This is a genomic window from Tissierella simiarum, from assembly GCF_018917865.1.
GTDB classification, from domain to species: Bacteria; Bacillota; Clostridia; order Tissierellales; family Tissierellaceae; genus Tissierella_C; species Tissierella_C simiarum.
The window spans coordinates 265,011-283,997 of sequence record NZ_JAHLPM010000003.1; the positions used below are offsets into that span (position 1 = coordinate 265,011).

The 18,987-nt window shown below is 27.0% G+C and carries 18 protein-coding genes and 1 other RNA gene; 12 read left to right on the top strand and 7 right to left on the bottom strand.

Going from position 1 to position 18,987, the window contains the following annotated elements; translation table 11 throughout:
* Nucleotides 1–3 precede the first annotated feature (3 nt).
* On the top strand, nt 4–255 hold the full coding sequence (locus KQI42_RS05480; protein WP_216517556.1) for a cysteine-rich small domain-containing protein: 252 nt from the start codon (nt 4–6) through the stop codon (nt 253–255).
* A 12-nt stretch (nt 256–267) separates the two neighbouring features.
* On the opposite strand, the gene KQI42_RS05485 is transcribed toward KQI42_RS05480, so the two are convergent.
* Nucleotides 268–663: a PspC domain-containing protein gene (locus KQI42_RS05485; protein ID WP_216517558.1), complete on the bottom strand. Its 396-nt coding sequence runs from the start codon at nt 661–663 to the stop codon at nt 268–270.
* Nucleotides 664–804: 141 nt separating this feature from the next.
* Here KQI42_RS05485 and KQI42_RS05490 point away from each other — a divergent pair, with 141 nt between their 5' ends.
* The 4 genes from KQI42_RS05490 (at nt 805) to pepF (ending at nt 6,021) form a co-directional block, all read left to right on the top strand.
* Entirely contained in the window at nt 805–1,236 is a 432-nt protein-coding gene (locus KQI42_RS05490) for an FHA domain-containing protein (protein ID WP_216517560.1), read from the top strand.
* A gap of 9 nt (nt 1,237–1,245) precedes the next feature.
* A complete protein-coding gene (locus tag KQI42_RS05495; RefSeq protein WP_216517562.1) occupies nt 1,246–2,493 on the top strand; it encodes an FtsW/RodA/SpoVE family cell cycle protein in 1,248 nt (415 codons plus the stop codon).
* Entirely contained in the window at nt 2,477–3,883 is a 1,407-nt protein-coding gene (locus KQI42_RS05500) for a peptidoglycan D,D-transpeptidase FtsI family protein (protein WP_216517564.1), read from the top strand. The genes KQI42_RS05495 and KQI42_RS05500 overlap by 17 nt, the downstream gene beginning before the upstream one ends.
* A gap of 347 nt (nt 3,884–4,230) precedes the next feature.
* Nucleotides 4,231–6,021: an oligoendopeptidase F gene (pepF, locus tag KQI42_RS05505; protein ID WP_216517566.1), complete on the top strand. Its 1,791-nt coding sequence runs from the start codon at nt 4,231–4,233 to the stop codon at nt 6,019–6,021.
* Between the two features lie 65 nt (nt 6,022–6,086).
* Here the strand turns inward: pepF and KQI42_RS05510 are convergent, their stop codons facing one another.
* The 3 genes from KQI42_RS05510 to KQI42_RS05520 form a co-directional block, all read right to left on the bottom strand.
* Nucleotides 6,087–7,742: an ABC transporter transmembrane domain-containing protein gene (locus KQI42_RS05510; protein ID WP_216517568.1), complete on the bottom strand. Its 1,656-nt coding sequence runs from the start codon at nt 7,740–7,742 to the stop codon at nt 6,087–6,089.
* 87 nt (nt 7,743–7,829) lie between these two features.
* Nucleotides 7,830–9,131: a radical SAM/SPASM domain-containing protein gene (locus KQI42_RS05515; RefSeq protein ID WP_216517570.1), complete on the bottom strand. Its 1,302-nt coding sequence runs from the start codon at nt 9,129–9,131 to the stop codon at nt 7,830–7,832.
* A gap of 75 nt (nt 9,132–9,206) precedes the next feature.
* Nucleotides 9,207–9,407, bottom strand: coding sequence for a hypothetical protein (locus KQI42_RS05520; RefSeq protein ID WP_216517572.1), 201 nt, complete (start codon nt 9,405–9,407; stop codon nt 9,207–9,209).
* Between the two features lie 324 nt (nt 9,408–9,731).
* On the opposite strand from KQI42_RS05520, the gene KQI42_RS21250 reads away from it, so the two are divergent.
* On the top strand, nt 9,732–11,291 hold the full coding sequence (locus KQI42_RS21250; RefSeq protein ID WP_216517574.1) for a S41 family peptidase: 1,560 nt from the start codon (nt 9,732–9,734) through the stop codon (nt 11,289–11,291).
* A 63-nt stretch (nt 11,292–11,354) separates the two neighbouring features.
* Nucleotides 11,355–12,671 (top strand): tetratricopeptide repeat protein, encoded by a 1,317-nt coding sequence (locus tag KQI42_RS05530; RefSeq protein WP_343231650.1) that lies wholly within the window; start codon nt 11,355–11,357, stop codon nt 12,669–12,671.
* A gap of 53 nt (nt 12,672–12,724) precedes the next feature.
* Here the strand turns inward: KQI42_RS05530 and KQI42_RS05535 are convergent, their stop codons facing one another.
* Nucleotides 12,725–13,537: an NAD(+)/NADH kinase gene (locus KQI42_RS05535; protein ID WP_216517578.1), complete on the bottom strand. Its 813-nt coding sequence runs from the start codon at nt 13,535–13,537 to the stop codon at nt 12,725–12,727.
* Between the two features lie 103 nt (nt 13,538–13,640).
* On the opposite strand from KQI42_RS05535, the gene KQI42_RS05540 reads away from it, so the two are divergent.
* Complete coding sequence (locus tag KQI42_RS05540) at nt 13,641–14,543, top strand: RluA family pseudouridine synthase (RefSeq protein ID WP_216517580.1); 903 nt, start codon at nt 13,641–13,643, stop codon at nt 14,541–14,543.
* A gap of 20 nt (nt 14,544–14,563) precedes the next feature.
* On the opposite strand, the gene KQI42_RS05545 is transcribed toward KQI42_RS05540, so the two are convergent.
* Entirely contained in the window at nt 14,564–15,175 is a 612-nt protein-coding gene (locus KQI42_RS05545; protein ID WP_216517582.1) for a hypothetical protein, read from the bottom strand.
* A gap of 134 nt (nt 15,176–15,309) precedes the next feature.
* On the opposite strand from KQI42_RS05545, the gene KQI42_RS05550 reads away from it, so the two are divergent.
* From KQI42_RS05550 to KQI42_RS05565, 4 genes are all read left to right on the top strand, one after another.
* Complete coding sequence (locus tag KQI42_RS05550; protein WP_216517584.1) at nt 15,310–15,594, top strand: hypothetical protein; 285 nt, start codon at nt 15,310–15,312, stop codon at nt 15,592–15,594.
* 239 nt (nt 15,595–15,833) lie between these two features.
* Complete coding sequence (locus tag KQI42_RS05555) at nt 15,834–17,591, top strand: ATP-dependent metallopeptidase FtsH/Yme1/Tma family protein (protein ID WP_216517586.1); 1,758 nt, start codon at nt 15,834–15,836, stop codon at nt 17,589–17,591.
* Nucleotides 17,592–17,669: 78 nt separating this feature from the next.
* Nucleotides 17,670–17,846, top strand: a non-coding RNA gene (gene ssrS / locus KQI42_RS05560) — 6S RNA.
* Nucleotides 17,847–17,932: 86 nt separating this feature from the next.
* Nucleotides 17,933–18,175 (top strand): hypothetical protein, encoded by a 243-nt coding sequence (locus KQI42_RS05565; protein WP_216517588.1) that lies wholly within the window; start codon nt 17,933–17,935, stop codon nt 18,173–18,175.
* On the opposite strand, the gene KQI42_RS05570 is transcribed toward KQI42_RS05565, so the two are convergent.
* Entirely contained in the window at nt 18,172–18,972 is an 801-nt protein-coding gene (locus KQI42_RS05570; RefSeq protein ID WP_216517590.1) for a histidinol-phosphatase HisJ family protein, read from the bottom strand. The genes KQI42_RS05565 and KQI42_RS05570 overlap by 4 nt on opposite strands.
* Nucleotides 18,973–18,987: the final 15 nt, after the last annotated feature.

Genomic DNA, 18,987 nt, shown 5'->3' on the forward strand with positions numbered 1-18,987 from the left:
AATATGGAAAATTCCTATAAGTTTTATAGAAACACGGCTTGCCAATACTTTCCTTGCCATAAAACTTCTAAAGAAGAAGAGTTTAATTGTATGTTCTGTTATTGTCCGTTGTACTTATTAGAAGACTGTGGTGGAAATAATACCATTAATCATGGCGTAAAGGATTGTACTAATTGTTTAATACCCCATAGTCTAAAAGGTTATGATTATATAAATAATAGGTTAATCGAAGAAAATAGGAAAAAGTCTTGTTAATTCAAGACTTTTTTATCTTTCTCTCTGATTATATAAAATATATAGGCCTAAAAGTATAAGTAGAACAGGCCAATATTTTCCTAAATTCATAAGTCTAATGGTAAACCAAGGAAAAATTCTTTTAGCTAAAAGAAAAGCACCAAGGGCAATCATTCCAATTCCAATAAATATAGGAGTATTTTCTCTCATTTTATTATCTCCATAATCTTCATGATAAATGACTCCATCATCTTCTGGTATAACTAGGCTGCAAATAAGGTAAGCTAAAAATCCAGTACCAAAAGATGCCATAGTTAGTACTATCCATACAATACGAATTACTGTAGGATCAATATTAAAATATTCTCCTATACCACCACAAACTCCTGATAAGATTCTATTTTTTCTAGAACGTAGTATCTTATTCATATTTTCACCCCCAAAATACATATATACATTAATATTATCAGATTTTAGCATATAATTAAATAGTGTTGGTTTAAATTTATTCACAATGGTTAAAGTTTGTGATAACATAATTAAATATAGGATTAATTTGGAGGTAAATTTATGTACAATATATTATCTTTACTATTTAAATATATTTTTATTATAATAATATATTTATTTATATTTAGTATTATTAGATTGATTTATTTGGATATAAGAGGGATGGGGGCTGTAAGCTTAGATGATGGTAGTTATTTAAAGTTAATTAATAGGAAGGATTCTTTGCCCTTTAAAATAAAAGAACACTATCCTATAGAAGATACTATAACATTAGGAAGACATGGTGATAATGATATTATGATAAAGGATCCTTATGTATCAAAAAACCATTTACAAATAGTAGAAGATGAAGGAGAATATTATTTAGAAGATTTAAATAGTGCTAATGGAACCTATTTAAATGGAGAGAAGGTATTAGATGTAGTTAAATTAAAAAATGGTGATAGAATAAGGGTTGGACAAATTGAGTTTTTATTTGTAAGTAGAGAGTAGGGATATTTTATGTTAAGAAAAACTACAAGTGCAAAAGTTCCTAGGAATCTATTGTTTTTATTTGAAATATTGGCTTTGCTACTTTTATTTGTATATCAAAAAGATGAATTAGATAAATTTACTTTTATTACAGGTATTGGTCTTATTCTAGTAATATATATTTCAAATTTTATCTTACTCAAGGTTTCCACAGGAGATAATTATATATTCCTGATAGTCACTATGTTGATTTCTATTGGAATCATTATGATATATAGAATTGATCCTGGCTTAGGATTACGCCAGTTAATATGGATATCTTTGAGTATTTTAATTTTCTTTTTAACCTATTTTATTTTGAAAAAAATAAAAGGTTGGGAAAATTGGATTAAATTATATGCTATTGGATCTTATACTTTATTTCTATTAACCTTTATTTTAGGTAGTAGAACAAAAGGGGCTATAAATTGGATTAGAATTGGTAGGTTTGGATTTCAACCTGCTGAAATAATTAAACTTCTTCTTATATTTTTAATAAGTGCATACTATACAAATTTTGAGAAGTTTAAGGAAAAAAAGTATTCTTCTTATTATTTAATGTTAGTAGTTTATTCTTTTATAGGCTTGCTATTCTTACAAAAGGATTTAGGAACAGCATTAATTTTTTATTTAATATTTATTGCTCTTCAATATATATATGAAGAAGATAGAAAACTGATTTTATATAATATAGTTCTTTTTTCTATGGGTGGAATTTTAGGATATTTCATGTTTAATCATGTAAAGATTAGATTTGAAACTTGGATAGATCCATGGAAATATATTGATAGACAAGGTTACCAAATTACCCAGTCTTTATTTGCTATTGCAGAGGGAGGTTTTTTTGGATCAGGATTGGGGCTAGGCTATCCAGATTTTATACCAGAAGTTCATACAGACTTTATATTTTCTGCTATCTGTGAGGAAATGGGAATCTTTACTGGTATAGGTATTATTATGTTGTTTTTAATCTTAGTTTATAGAGGATTTAAAATAGCTATGAATCAAGAAAATCAATTTTTTAAAATTGCAGCTTTAGGTATTAGCATACTCTTTGGTATTCAATCTTTTATTATATTTGGCGGGGTATTAAAGATGATACCATTGACAGGAATAACTATACCTTTTGTAAGCTATGGTGGTACTTCTATGTTATCTAGCTTTATTGCCCTTGGTATCCTCCAAGTAGCCTCAGAAGAATTGGATATGGAGGAGATAAAAGATGAATCAACAGAGTAAACGAATGATTGTTGTTTTAGTATCTATTTGTCTTATGTTTGTAAGTTTAATAGTATATATAAGTTATTTTCAGATATTTAAAGCAGAGAAAATTAAAAATAATAGTTACAATAAAAGATTGTGGATAAATGAAGAGAGCATATTGCGGGGATCTATTATAGATAGAAATGGTAAGATTTTAGCTTATAGCGAAAAACAAGACAATCTATATAAAAGGCATTACAATTACGGATCTCTTTATAGTCATATAATTGGATATAGTTATAGGGAATATGGTAAAACAGGATTAGAGCTACAGTATAATAATGCTTTATTAAATATTAATGAAAATGCAGCAATAAATGAAATAAAAAATATTGTAGCACCAAGTTCTGAGGGGAATACTCTAAAACTAACTATTGATCACGGGCTTCAAGAAAAAGCGAGAGCTTTGCTTAAAGGAAAAAAAGGATCTATTGTAGCTATGAATCCTAAAACTGGAGAAGTTTATGCTATGGTAAGTATGCCAGATTTCGACGTTACAAACTTAAAGGAAAACTGGAAACAAATAGTGGAAGATACTAATAGTCCTTTATTAAATAGAGCGACCCAAGGATTATATACTCCAGGATCAGTATTTAAGGTTATAACTACTATGGCTGCTTTGGAAACTTCTAACCTAAATACAAAACATGAATGTACTGGTAGTACTAAAATTGATGGATATGTATTTAAAGATTATAGTGGAAAAGCCCATGGAACTTTAAACCTGGAAGATGCATTGGTTAAATCTTGTAATACCTATTTTACAGAGAAATCTTTGGATATAGGGAAAGATAAGATAGGTTCTATGGCAGATAAGTTTATGATAAATAGCAAAATACCTTTTGATTTACCAACTAAAAGCTCTACTTTTCCTTATAAAGAAAATTTAGGAAAAACAGATATTGCCGCTGCAAGTATAGGTCAAGGCAAAGTATTGGTAACTCCTTTAAATATGGCTATGATAGCTTCTGGCATTGCTAGCGGTGGAGAAATAGTAAAACCCATTTTAGTAAAGGAAATTATCTCTCCTGGAGGTAAAGTTGTTAAAACCAACACTACTCAGACTTTATCACAAGGAACCGATATTTTTACTGCAAATGAAACTAAGAATATGATGGTAGAGGTAGTAAAGAGGGGAACAGGGACTGGTGCAAAAATAAATAACATGAGAGTAGCTGGAAAAACAGGAACAGCAGAAAATCCTTCTGGTAAGTCTCATGCTTGGTTTATTGGTTTTGCTCCAGCAGATGATCCTAAGATTGCTGTTGCTGTAGTACTAGAGGAAGAAGGTTCTACAGGAGGTAAATCTGCAGCACCTATAGCTAGGGATATTATGCTTTATGGAATAAACAATTTTAAAGACTAATAAATATTTTATAGAAATTAATAAAGAAAATATTAATTTTAAAATACTAGGATTGAAGCTCCTAGTATTTTTATATATGTTATATATTTAATATGGATAGATTATTAGATTAATTCATATAAGTTAATAAAATTTATATTAGATAAAAAAACTATTATTTAGGTTAACTTTGATTGCCGTTTCTATTTTACTTTATATTAAAAATTTATTCATATTTATTTATAAATGTGATAGAATACTTATAAATACTACATATCAATACTTTTATAGATTATCTATAATTATTTTGAGATAAATTTTTTTATATAATAAATAATATTAAATATTAATTATAGGGGGAATGACAAATGGAACTAAAAGAAAGAAAAGATATTCCAAAAGAGTATATATGGGATTTAGAATCTTTATATAGTAATTTGGAAGCTTGGGAAAAAGATTATGAAAAGGCTGTAAGTTTAGCTAATGATTTTTTAAAACATAAGGATAAAGTGACAGCCAGTAGTGAAAATTTGTTTAATACTTTGAAGGATAGAGATGAATTATATAGAGTTGTTTCTAACCTTTATACTTATTCTAGAATGAAATTAGATGAAGATACTAGAATTAGCGATTCGCAAGCATTAGAAGATAAGGGACTTAATCTTTATGTTCAAGTAGAGGAAAAGACTTCTTTCTTAGTACCAGAGATTTTAACTTTAGACTCTAACACCTTAGAAAAATACTATACAGAAAAAGAAGAACTTAAACTATATAAGCAATATCTTGATGATTTATTAAGACAAAAAGATCACGTGCTATCTGCAAGAGAAGAATCTATTCTTGCACAAATGGGTGAAATAGCTAGTGCACCACATCAAATTTTCTCAATGTTAAGTAATGCTGATATGAAATTTCCAGTTATAAAGAATGAAGAAGATAAAGATGTTGAGATAACACATGGGAATTTCATACCTTTAATGGAAAGTAAAGATAGAAATGTAAGAAAGACGGCATTTGAAGAGTTATATAATACTTATTATGGATTTAAGAATACTTTTGCATCTTCTCTAAGTGGTGATTTAAAGAAAAATATTTTTATGTCTAAAATCAGAAACTATAATTCTAGCATAGAAGCTTCTTTAGATGAAAACAATGTGCCTGTATCTGTTTATGATAATTTAATTAAATCTGTTCATGATAATCTAGATAGCATGCATAAATATATGGAAATAAGAAAAAGAGCTTTAGGAGTAGAAGAACTTCATATGTATGATTTATATACTCCTATAGTAAAAGATGCTGACTTTAAAATACCTTATGAAGAAGGTGTAGAAATAATTAAAAAGGCATTATCTCCTCTTAAAGAAGAATATTTATCTGCTATGGAAGAAGGATTTAATTCTCGATGGGTAGACGTCTATGAAAATAGAGGAAAAAGAAGCGGAGCTTATTCTAGTGGAACTTTTGATTCCAAGCCTTTTATACTATTAAATTATCATGATACTTTAGACAGTGTATTTACTACAGCTCATGAAATGGGACACTCTATGCATAGTTATTTCTCTTCTAAGAATCAACCTTATGTATATAGTGGATACAGTATATTTGTAGCAGAAGTAGCTTCTACAGCCAATGAAGCTTTGCTAATGGATTACATGCTTAAAAATGTAAAAGATAAAAATGAAAAGTTATACTTATTAAATCATTATTTAGAACAATTTAGAACTACAGTATTTAGACAAACTATGTTTGCAGAATTCGAGAAAACTATAAATGAACATATTGAAAATGGTGGTGCATTAACTGCCGATTATTTATGTGATACTTATAAAAAATTAAACGAACTATATTATGGACCTAATATAGTAGTAGATGATGAAATAGCTATTGAATGGGCTAGAATACCTCATTTTTATTATAACTACTATGTATTCCAATATGCTACTGGATTTTCAGCTGCAATTGCTTTATCTCAACAAATATTAAAAGAGGGAGATAAAGCAGTAGAGAGATACTTAGGCTTCTTAAAGAGTGGAAGCTCTGATTATCCAATAAATGTTTTAAAGAAAGCTGGAGTAGATATGACCACAGAAGAACCAGTAGATAATGCCCTTACATTGTTTAGACAACTTGTAGATGAAATGGATAAGTTGATATAGGTGAGCTAAAAGGTTGCATTGAGATTGTTTTTTAATGCAACCTTTTATATTATATATATTTACATTTACTTAACAAAAGATGGGCTATTAGAATTAAAACTGTAACTAGTATCAATGATTTCATCTGCTATGTTCAATATATTTTGATTATGGGTTATAATAATTATTATTTTATCTTTTTTAATTTTTTGTAAAATATTTATTAAATTGTCAATGCTATTAGTATCTAACGCTGATGTTGGTTCATCTAAAATTATAACATCCGGGTCTTTTAAGAAAGTTTTTATTAATGAAAATTTTAGTTTTTCTCCTCCTGATATGTTATTTGAAGATTCATATATATTTGTATTTATTCCATTTTTAAAGTTATCAATGTTCATATTAAAAATATTTAAAAACATATCTATATCTCTATAATCATAGGTATTTAAACCATATGTAATATTGTTTAGTATTGTATCACTCATTAATTTTGGTTCTTGCTCACTTACTCCTATGATCTTTTTCCTAGTATCATATAGATCAAGGTCTTTTATTTCTATATCATTGTAGTATATTTTTCCTTTGTAATACTCAATTAAAATTCCTAATATAAGCTTAGCTAATGTGCTTTTACCAGTACCGTTTTTACCTATTATAGAATATATTTTTCCTTTATTAAACTCATAACTAAAATTTTCAATAATAGTACTAGAATTATTATATGAAAAGCTGACATTATAAAGTTCTATAGTATTAATACTTTCTAATTTACGGGAACCATTAATTTCTTTTGGATTATTCAATATTTCTATGATTCGATTGTATGATACCAAAGCATCTTGGTATGATTTTCCAAAGTTTAAAAAGAAACTTATACAATTCATAATCATATTAAAATAACTACTCATAATAGTAAATTGTCCAATGCTTAGTTTTTTATTTATTATCTGCGTGCCTCCAAAGAAAAATAATATGACTTGAGAAGCAATTCGCATCATAGAATCTGTGCTTGAGAACAGATATGAAATTTTACTATACTTTAATACTGATGGAAAGAACTCAAGAAAACTATTTCTAAACTGCTGACTTGAATCATCAAATGCAGCATTTAATTTAATTAAGTCAATATTATATAATTGTTCGTCCATTTGAGAAAAAAAGCTACTTTGGCTCTCCTTATATTCATAACCATAGTCATATAGAGGTCTTTCAAATAGTTTATATATAAATAGGTATACTGGTATCAAGATCAACAGCAAAAGGGTTAGATATATATTAATTTTAGAAAAAACACAAAATATAACAATTAATGTTAAAGAATTGATTATTATATTAGGAAAACTATTGATTACAAAAGAAGTAATTGTGTTACAATCTGAGTTTATTCTTTGATTTAAGTAAGTAGAATCTTTATCATTAAAATAGAGTATTGGCATTTTTTTTACGTGATCTAGAATATGAGCATTTAAATCAAACATTGCATTTGTTTGAGCTTTAATATAAAAATAGTTACTAAGTATAGAAGTGATGATGCTAATGATTCCTATAGCAAGTAATTCTATGCTAAATATACCTACAGTTTTCATACTATTGAATTTAAGTAAGAGATCTATATAAGTACCTGTTATGTAAGGTAAAAGTATAGACATTGTCCATGAAACTATATTGCTTAATAAAAATAGAAATATAAAAAATTTATATTTAATTATATGTTTTTTAGCAAATTTGAATATTTTCATAATCAGATTACTCCTTGTAAGTATTTATGAGCATAAACAATTTCTTGATAATAATGTGGAATTAATATAATATAAGTTTTTTATATTTTATATACTTGTACTTTCCTGGTATTCTAAATAGTCTTCTAGAGTTTGTTTTAGATTATATTTAAATGGCGAACAACGATCTTTTTTTTCTATACGATTTAAAGGACAACCTCCCATACAAATTGGTAATATATCACAATCTGAGCATTGATTATCAATAGTTGGATCATATGTTGTATAGACGTATTTATTTTTTATATAATCTAGTTGTTTAATTTGATCAACAGTTGATAATAGATTTCCAATAGACAAATCTTCTATACCGACATCATGCCAACACTTATAAATATTTCCATCAGATGCTATAACCATAGCATTTAAATAGTCAGCTCCACAAAAATTTTCTTTTAATTGAGGATACTCTGGTGGAACTTGTGCTGATCTATAATGTGAATCGTTAATATGTGTAAATTCCTCAATGTTAAAGCATGATTCTGAATCATAATTTTCACTAGGCAGTCTAATAATAGCAAAATAATTCCTTATTTTATTTCTCAAACCTTCTTTAACCAAAACGTCATTTAATTTACTTACTGATAAATAATTTTCTTTATTAACATTTGTTCTAATGACAGTATGATTTTCTAATAAATCAGCAGAAGTTTTTAGGTTCTCTAATATTTGTTCAAAAGTCCCTTTTCCATTATGTAATATTCTTGTTTTATTATGAATTTCACTAGGACCATCTAAGGTTATTTGTATAGCTGTTACATTTAGTTCATTGATTAATTTATTACATGTGGCTCTATCTAATAGATATCCATTTGTCACTATAGATGCATCGTATTTTATATTGTTGCTTTTGCATATTTCAATGAAATGAGTACTGAGATTTTCTATTACATCGAATGCCAGTAAAGGTTCTCCTCCATACCACGTTACCGAAAAATGGTTAATAAAGTTTTTATAGACATTTAACATTTCGATGATTTTATCTTGTAGCTCTGCTGTCATTTTGCCAGGTTTATCACCCTGTTCATAACAATAAGGACAAGCAAAGTTACATTTTAATGTTGGAGTTATAGTTAGGCTTAAAGTATTTCCATTATATCTTCTCTTAAGCAACCTTTCACGTAATATTTCGGTTTCATCTAAGTCCTCATTAATTAAAAATCCTCCTAATATAAAATCCTCTAATTCCTTTGCAGCTAACACATCTTTTTTTGTTTCTACATATTCCAAGTATTTTTCATAAAGATCACTATTTATTTTTGCTAGGGCATTTGTTCTAGCATTGTAACATACCATAATATCTGGTTTGCTTTTATGTTGAAAAAATAAATTATATCTTGATTCTTTCACTTTTAAAACAACCTCCTTCAAAATAAATACTTTTTTAATAAAACCAGCTACGATACTAAAACTCTTTGTTAAATATTATTTAGTAGATAATGGTGGATACATACGAGGTGGGCATGGAAAATCTCCGACACATCTCAATGTCGGGCAATCTGCACCACATAATGTTGAGCAATCTCCACATACTTTATTACAATCTAACTGTGGACAGTCCTGACCAATACAAAAATTAGGAGTTATATTATCATTTGGTGAATAAGGCATAACTACAAAATCCATATAATTTCCCCCTTTATTATTTTTATTCGTTATTAAGATTATTAAAATTCAATAACTATTTACTATCGAGCTGGTTTTATATATCTTTATTAATTCTCTAATTTAAAGCCAATACCTCTTTAATATAAAAAAACAATAATATACTAATAAACAATCTAAATAAATTAACAAGTTCAAATAATTATTGGATAATGACAATAAATTTTATTAATTTATATAATAAAAAATAATTATCTGGGAATATTGAAATTTTATTATAAAAAATTCGTAGAAATAATATGTTGGAAATGATATTATATAAAGTAAAGATATGGTAATAAAGATGTGAAGGAGGGAATTGAAATTAAAAGAATAATAAAAATCTTATTATTAGTTATTTGCATTATATCTATAACTTTTTTATTAAAGGAGAGAAATAGATTTACATTAGCTTTTTTAAAGAACAAAGAAAAAGATTTTTCTTATTTGGTAGATGGACTGGAAATACATAGAAAGTATGAAATACTTAATAAAAATATATCAGAAGAAGAAATGAAAGGCTTTTTATATCATTATACAGACTTTGAAGATGAACTTTCGTTAGGGAAATCTTTATTTCTATCAAATTATCCCCCTACTAACATTGTTTTAGATGAAGCATTAGAAGATATAGAATATCTATTTAGTATTTTTAAATATGGCTATGCTGGATATGAATACTTTGGAGGAGATAACCTTTTCTATCAAGCTAAGAATAAAATTATTTATGAGATATCGTATAAGTTCAAGAATACTAATAGTATAAGTGTGGATGAATTTAATGAAATCTTATGTGATAATTTGGGTTTTATTCAGGATGGACATTTATCCATTGGTTCCTATCAGCTAAGTAAAAATTATAATTATTATAGCAATGAATATTATAATTTTTTAAAAGATGAAAAAGGATATTATTTTATAGAAAGTGGAGAGAGGGAATATCTTAGACAGGTTAATAATAAGCTACCAGAGGAATATATAAAAAAATCCTTAGACGAGGAAGGAAATATAGTATACAGCTTAGGCCTGATTTCTGATACTGAAAAATTTTCAACAGAGGTTAAAGTTGAATTAGAGTCTGAAAATATAGTTTCAGAAAAATACATAACTTTATCAAGATATGAACCAGCTGATGTATCCTACAATAAGGTATATGATACATATGATATAGAAAATATACATGTAATTAAGTGTACAGGATTTTTTAATAACTCTGAATATGATAAGGATATGGAATATTTTATTAAAGATGCAAAGTCATTGAGAGAAAAAGATATTATTATATTAGACTTACGCGGTAATGGTGGAGGAGAAGTATTATATATTTCTAGATGGTATAATAATTTTACTCAAGGACAGTTAAATATAGCTCATAAGTTCTATTATCTATTAACAAACACAGTTAGTAATTCAAGTCAAAATGATGAGTCTGAAGTTAGTAGTAATGTTAGTGATGAAAATACAACTTTTTTTAATAAAATTAAAGAAAATAAAGATACAATTTTGCCAGGATGGAGTTATATGAGATTTGGTGAATATAAATTAATAGAAAATAATATTCCAATTTTTGTATTGCTTGATAAAAGAACTGCATCTGCAGCTGAATTATTTCTACATTCTTTAAGGCAGCTAAATAATGTAGTCTATATTGGTACTAATAGCCAAGGAATGAATACAACTGGAAACTCTCTTGTTTATTATCTTCCAAATTCAAATTTGAAATTGTTTATTCCAGAGATAATAATTATGCATTTAGAAGGTGAAAAGATGGAAGAGGGGATAGGCTTTTATCCTGATTTGTGGGTTAAACCTAAAGATTCCATGGAGAGAATCATAAAATATATAAATAATACAAAGGAAAAATGATTTTATAACGTACAAATTTATACTGCTACTTTTAATGGCTAAAAGGAGGTAAGTAGATTGTATGTGTACAGAAGAGTTGGATTACTGAGAAAAACAAAAAAAATTAGTATGAAAGAGCTAGCAAAAGGAATTGTGTCTTATTCTCATTTATCAAACTTTGAATGTGGACGGTATAATTTATCAGAAGATATTATGGTATCTTTATCAAATAAATTACAAGTTCCGCAGGAATATTTAATTAACTATGATGAATTTGATTATGAGTTTAACCAAAAGTTAATTAAATTTGAGAAAGATATACGAGAAAAATTACTTAGTGAAGCTAAGTATACTATGGATATTATAATTAAAGATTACCCATTCATTAACTCAATTTTACAAGAAATACAATTTTTAATTCTTAAATGTTATTTTTATATAAATATAGAAAAAAATGAATCCGCTATGAAGATATTTAATGATTTCATAAATTTTATGCTAATAGATGAAAATGACATCTACAGATTTTCTCAAAATATAGTTGAAATATATTTTTATTTAAAAGGAAAATTAAATTATTATAATAAAGATTATATTGATAGTTACTATAATTATACTATACAACTTTTATATATTACGAATAATATATCAAAAGCTAATACTTTTTATGAAATCGCAATTACATTATGTTGTATAGGAGAATTGAATAATTCAGTTTATTATGCTGAGAAAGCTCTTAATATATACTTAAAAGAGCTTAAGTGGGAAGATTTGAGTTTAACATATAATTTAATAGGTTTTATATATTATAAAAACAACGAGATAATTTTAGCACAAGGTTATTATAATAAAAGCTTAAAAATTGCAAAGAAATTCGGATTAAAGAATATTCAGGCAGAAATATATTATAATCTAGCATTAATACATAAATTACACAAAAATTATGATGAAGCTTTAAAATCTTTGTATAAAAGCTTAGAAATAAGCAACAAATCTAATACTATATTAAAGAAAATATATTTTTGTATTATACAAGTTTATATTGAAAGTAATGTGATAGATAAAGCTGAGATTAAATTGAAACAAGTATATAAATTACAAATAGATGAGAGAGATGACTATATTTTAAAATTGCTAGAAGCAGAAATTTTTTTATTAAAGTATGATTATATATATCACGAAAAATATATAGAAGAATCTTTGAAATTTTTCTATAGAAATAATGATTGGGAAATAGTAAAAAAAATTTGCTTAAAATTATCAGAATATTATGCTAATAGCCGAAAATATAAAAAAGCTTGTAATTATTATAAAATTTTATGTAACCTAGAAAATATTAAAAATAATGATATACTTAAAAAGCAAGCTGAAATTAAGCAGAGTCTAAATTTATACAAATAAATAAATTTTTATAAAATAAATCCCACTATATAAAAAATATAGTGGGATTTATTTTATAAAAACTTACTCTTTAAATTATTCCAATACATATCTTTATCAAAATTTAACTTAGATATAGTCTTATCTGCCATTTTCAAATTGATATTAGTTATATTGTCATATCTATATTCCATACCGTCATTAATGATTAGAATTGAATTTTCATATCTATATTCTGGTTTAATTGATATAGTAATATCTCCTGGAATAATAGCACTGTTTGGTAAAGAGCGATATGCCTTAGAGCTAATAGGAGAAAGGGGAGTGATCTGCAAAGTTTTTAAAGATGGATAAACAATACTTCCTCCACTAGAAAAGTTATAAGCAGTACTACCAACAGGAGTTGAAATAATTATTCCATCACCACTAAACCTCTCTAAATGATTTCCATCTATAAATATTTCTAAGTGAACAACTTTTGATTGAATTCCCTTGATTACAATTTCATTAACACCAGTTAGATTGAAACAATTGGATCTAGTACATATTTCAGCACTAACTAGAAAAATCTCCTCCACCGTGTAATCTTTGTCGATATATTTGCCAATAAAATCATCTATGTTTTCTGGTAGAATTTCTTGAAAAAAACCTAGATGTCCTGTATTTATTCCCACAAAAGGAATATTGGTAAACTTATATCGATGAACAGCTCTTAAAAAAGCACCATCTCCACCTACACAAATATTTAATTCAGCGTTGTTATTGTAGCTATCTGGAATTATAAATCCTCTATCCCTTAATTTTTTACCTAAGAGCCTAGAGGTTTTTTTAGATTCAACATTATTATTTGAAATAATATTAATTATTTTCTCTTTCTTACCCACCAAATGATTCCCCTCCAAACAGTTTAAACTTTAAAATACGTATAAATTTGGTATAATAAACTTTAGTTATATTATACAATAAAAGGATATAAATTTGGAGGGAAATATGGATTTGTTTAAAGAAAGTGAAGATGTAGTAATTTTTAGAGTAAACAAGGAAGATTTAAACTTAGAAGAATTTTTATTTAACATGGATGTATCTGGTAGGCTATTTAGAAAACTATACAAAGAAAAAAATATATTTGTAAATGGAAAGTTTAGAAGAAAAGGATTAACATTGAATGCTGGAGATTTAGTGTCCATTTGTATGGGCAAAGAGCAAGAAAATATAACACCAGATCCAATACCCATAAATATTATATATGAGGATTTTGATCTTTTAATATTAAATAAACAATCTAATATTGTAGTTCATCCAACTAAGAGTCATCAGCACAATACTTTATCTAATGGAATAAGTTATTATTTTAAGGAAAAAGGAATCGATAAAAAGATTAGATTTGTTAATAGATTAGATATGGATACTACTGGAATATTAATTGTAGCAAAAAATCCTTTCTCTCATCAGCAAATGGCTCTTCAATTTGAAGCTAATGAGGTGGAAAAAAGATATTTAGCGATAGTATCAGGAGTTGTAGAAAAGGATGAAGACTTAATAGATTTACCCATAGGTAGAGAGGAAGATAAGAGTATTAGAAAAGTAGTAACAGAAGAAGGTCAGAAAGCTTTAACCAAATATAAGGTTATAGAAAGATATAGAAATGCAACCTTGGTAGATGTTCAAATTTTTACAGGTAGAAGTCATCAAATTAGAGTACACCTTCATCACATAGGGCATCCTATAATAGGAGACACCTTATATAATGAAGAAAGCCCATATATAAAAAGGCAAGCCCTTCATTCCCATTACTTGAACGTAAGACATCCTAGAACAAAGGAAGAGATAGAATTTAAAGCACCTTTGCCAAAAGACATGGAGGAATTAATAGGTATTTTGAGTAAAGAATAAGTAAAGAGATATCTCTTTACTTATTCTTCTTTAGACTTATCTTTTTTTGGAGTATCTAGAATTTTCATTATCTCTATCATCTTAGACATTTCTTTTAATTTTTCCTTTTCTTTAGGATTCTTACCATCCATAAGAGGTTCTATAAGATTAATTAATTGACTTGTATCTTTTAAGGATTCTTGACTAGACATAACAGTATTTAATAAATTAAACATTTTTTTATACTTATCTACATTTAGTATTAAATCCATAGCCATTCCCATGTTTTTAACTTCTTCTTTAGGAAATTCTTGTTGTATAATACTTACTATACGATTTAATCTTTCCTTATTGTTATTTACTGGAATTGATTGAGTGATATATTCCACCTCATTTAATTTCATGAAGTCCACTACTTCATATAATTTTAGAATTTTTTCAGTAAACATAATAGATTTATTAAGAACAGGTCTATATGCATCAGGAAAATAAGGACCGATTTTCTTAACAACATTTACTTTTTCGCTAGTATATTTTATATCTACTTCAAAATTTTCTATTAAATCACTTAATATATGTAAGCTAGATGAACTGCTGCCTTTTCTTCTATTTATCATTAGTAAAAGTATCATAATCAATAATTTACTATCCACTTTTAATCCTCCTAAAATTAAATAGATATATTAACTATAATATGCAGTAATTTAAAAATGTTTCCATTTTTCATTTAGTAATATATTCGAGTAAACCTTCATAAATTAAATTAAAAGATAAAGGAGGTATAGTTATGAAAGAAAATGATATAAAAAAGATTATGGAGGAAATAGGAAATTTTAGACCCACTGAAAAACAGACAGAAATCATTGAAGACATGGCTAGTAATTATATGGATAAGTCAGAAGATGAGGTGTTTTTTGAAGTAATAAAGATGAATGATAAAATGAAAGAAGAAATGAGTCAAGAAGAATATGAAGAAATGTTTGAAAAGCTAAATAGAATAAGACCATTATTAAATGAAGAACAGTCTATAAAGTTAAATAGAATATTGGATATTCTAGATAAGAATAAATAATATAAATTTAAAATTTAGATATTAAGATTAAAGTTTACTTTAAGTAAAAAATCAATAGAAGGCTAGTGGTTATGAAAGCTTATCATTCTTTATTTAAGCTGAAATTTGCATTAGCCACTATTGATTTTTTGTTAATAAATTTCATTATTTTAACATCTATACAATATGTAGGAAATGGACATGAGATTTATTAGATGTTATAATTTAATAAGTATTATGTAAACAGAGGGGAGAATACTATGGAAATTGATAATAAAGTAAAATTTATTTTAGTATTAATCGTTTCAGTAGCCTTATTTTCTAGTTTATATTTGTATATAAATAAGAACAGCCAATATGAGGATATGCCGTATACATTGTTTATAAAACATATGGAAAAAGGATTAGTAGAAGAAGTAGAATTGACTAACAGTCCTAAGATAAAAATAAAACTAAAGAACGGAACTGGAGGAATTACGGACAATCCTAGAAGTGAGAACTTTAAGGAAGAATTATTATTGTATAATGTTAAGGTAATCGAAAAAGATAGTAATTTAACTTTTGGGCAAGGATTATCTTTTATATTGCTTATTTCAGGTGTAGGATTTATGGTTTACTATTTAAATAAAAATATGTCTAAACAGGCAGAAAAAGAAATGGCAACTATGTCAAGAATTGATGTAGATAATTCTTCATCTGAAAAAATAACTTTTGATGATGTAGCAGGGAATGAAGAAGCAAAGGAATCTTTAAGAGATATGGTAGACTTTATTAAGAATCCGGAGATATATAATAAATATGGAGCAAGATTACCTAGGGGAGTATTGCTTTACGGACCTCCTGGTACAGGGAAAACCCTTTTGGCTAAAGCTATGGCAGGTGAGGCAGATGTACCTTTTTATGCTGTTTCAGGATCGGATTTTGTACAAGTTTATGCAGGATTGGGAGCTAGTCGTATAAGGGAATTGTTTAAGAAAGCAAAAGAAGCAGGAAAAAGTGTTATATTTATTGATGAAATTGATTCTTTAGGTAAGAAGAGAAAAGGAGTAAACAATCCTTCAAGTAGTGAAGAAGGAGATAGAACTCTTAATGCCTTGCTAACAGAGATGTCTGGATTTAAAGAAAATGAAGGTATAATAGTAGTGGCTGCTACAAATAGAGCAGATATACTAGATGAAGCATTACTTAGACCAGGTAGATTTGATAGACAAATAGAAGTGGCTTTACCAGATATTAATGCTAGATATAAGATCCTAAAACTGCATAGTGGTAATAAACCTGTATCTAAAAATGTAGACTTTAAGAAGATAGCATTAGAAACTGTATATTTTAGTGGGGCAAAACTAGAAAATTTAATGAATGAATCTGCTATGATGGCAGCTAAAGATAAAGCTCCTGAAATTACTATGGATCATATAAATAAAGCATATTATACAGTTTTAGTAGGAGAAGAAAAAAAGGATAGAAGTAGTATTGATCAAAAGGACAAAGAGGTTACAGCTTATCATGAGGCAGGACATGCTCTAGTTGCTAAAAAAGTTGCTAAAGATAATAGAGTTACTAAAGTAAGTATTATTCCAAGTACAAAAGGTATGGGTGGCTTTAGCTTGAATATTCCACCGGACAAAATGTATCAAACAAAGAAAGACATTTTATCAAATATAATGATTGCTTTAGGTGGGAGAGCAGCGGAAGAAATAATATTTGGAAAAGATAGTATAACTACTGGAGCTTCATCTGATTTAGAAAAAGCAACAGATATGGCTTTATCTATGATAGGAATGTATGGAATGGATGAGGTTGTAGGATTACTAAATTACCAAGTCCTATTAAATAAAGAATTAAAACACGATGATTCTTTACTTGTTAGAACAAAGGAAACTCTGGAAAAACTATATTTTGAAACTTTAAATCTTTTAAAGAAACATAAATTAGAATTAGATTGTTTAGCAAGTAAATTATTAGAAAAAGAAGTTTTAAATGAAGATGAGATCAATAAAATACTTTGTGAAAATTAAAAAATTTCAAACTATATTTAAAAAAGCATAACATACCCTTGAAGTATAAAGTAAAAAGATGTATAATAAATATAGATAAAGTTTCTGCGGTGTACGTTAACTCAGGTAATTCAACCGACATAACAGACACGGGAGTCTGAGTTTAGTATGGTATAGCAAGCCTTCTTAGAAAGGAAGCTAAAAATTACTAACAGGATGCCCACCTTTATACAGGCGGGTGTGAATTAAATGGGAAGACGGCATTGCGGGAGTGTAAAAATCCCTTAGAGTAACCTAAGGGATTTTTTTGTATATTTTTTTAATATAAATGAGATAATAACATATTATAAGGAGGTTCTGTAATGAAAGAGATTTGTCCTTTATGTAATGGTTTATATGAAATTGATTTTCAATGTACTAATTGTGATACTAAAATGATAGATAATGGACCTATTGTGAATTATTTAGATAACTATAGTCCCTATTTGGTAGATGAAATATCAAAAAAAACAGATGGGGCACCAAAAGACAAGTGTGTTCACTTATTTCAGTGCCCCTTTTGTAATGAAAACAAAAGTTTTATAATCGAAAGAAAAAACTTCTAACCAATATTAATTGGGAATTTTTTTCGTTCTTTAAAGATGTGAAGATATTTAAATCCTAATTCTCTTAATAATTTTTCTGCTGCTTTATATTCATAGCCAACAAATTCGGGAGAATGTGCATCTGATCCAATAGTTATTATTTCCCCTCCTAATTCTTTATACAGTTTTAATATCTGCATTTTTGGGTGGAAATAGCCAAGTCCATATTTCATTCCTGCTGTATTAACTTCGATACCTTTACCATTTTCTATAATAAGTTTTAAAATACTTTCTATTACATAATAATAATCATCATATTTAGGTATAGATAAATAATTTTCAAAATACCTATCTATGTAGTCAATATGACCTAAAATATCATAATCTTTATAATTTTTTATGCAGTGATACATATGATCATAATACATTTTTAGTGCTTCAATAGGCTCTAATCCCTTAGTAAAATTATCGCAGAAAATATCTTCACCATTAACGGAATGAATAGACATTAACACATAGTCAAAGGGATTTTCTTTGATAAATTTTTCATATCTTTCTCCCAAGTGAGGCTGCATACCTATTTCAACACCACAAAGTATTTCAATATCTTTCATATATTTATATTTTACTTGTTTTGCTTTTCTAAAATAGTCATCTGTCCTAAATACTATATCTAATTTTTGAGTAGTGGATTCAAAGTCAACATGATCTGTAAAACATATACTTTTCATATTTTTATCTATTGCTGATAGTACCATTTTTTCCATAGAAGATTTCGAGTCTATAGAATAATCACTGTGAACATGAAAATCATACATTTTTTTTAACACTCC

Bases quoted from the DNA above. Each gene is read 5' to 3' on its own strand.
- KQI42_RS05520 (WP_216517572.1), bottom strand. From the start codon at position 9,407: ATGGATTTTGTAGTTATGCCTTATTCACCAAATGATAATATAACTCCT.
- KQI42_RS05495 (WP_216517562.1), top strand. From the start codon at position 1,246: ATGTTAAGAAAAACTACAAGTGCAAAAGTTCCTAGGAATCTATTGTTT.
- pepF (WP_216517566.1), top strand. From the start codon at position 4,231: ATGGAACTAAAAGAAAGAAAAGATATTCCAAAAGAGTATATATGGGAT.
- KQI42_RS05485 (WP_216517558.1), bottom strand. From the start codon at position 663: ATGAATAAGATACTACGTTCTAGAAAAAATAGAATCTTATCAGGAGTT.
- KQI42_RS05480 (WP_216517556.1), top strand. From the start codon at position 4: ATGGAAAATTCCTATAAGTTTTATAGAAACACGGCTTGCCAATACTTT.
- KQI42_RS05550 (WP_216517584.1), top strand. From the start codon at position 15,310: ATGAAAGAAAATGATATAAAAAAGATTATGGAGGAAATAGGAAATTTT.
- KQI42_RS05565 (WP_216517588.1), top strand. From the start codon at position 17,933: ATGAAAGAGATTTGTCCTTTATGTAATGGTTTATATGAAATTGATTTT.
- KQI42_RS05490 (WP_216517560.1), top strand. From the start codon at position 805: ATGTACAATATATTATCTTTACTATTTAAATATATTTTTATTATAATA.
- KQI42_RS05510 (WP_216517568.1), bottom strand. From the start codon at position 7,742: ATGAAAATATTCAAATTTGCTAAAAAACATATAATTAAATATAAATTT.
- KQI42_RS05555 (WP_216517586.1), top strand. From the start codon at position 15,834: ATGGAAATTGATAATAAAGTAAAATTTATTTTAGTATTAATCGTTTCA.
- KQI42_RS05540 (WP_216517580.1), top strand. From the start codon at position 13,641: ATGGATTTGTTTAAAGAAAGTGAAGATGTAGTAATTTTTAGAGTAAAC.
- KQI42_RS05570 (WP_216517590.1), bottom strand. From the start codon at position 18,972: ATGTATGATTTTCATGTTCACAGTGATTATTCTATAGACTCGAAATCT.
- KQI42_RS05500 (WP_216517564.1), top strand. From the start codon at position 2,477: ATGAATCAACAGAGTAAACGAATGATTGTTGTTTTAGTATCTATTTGT.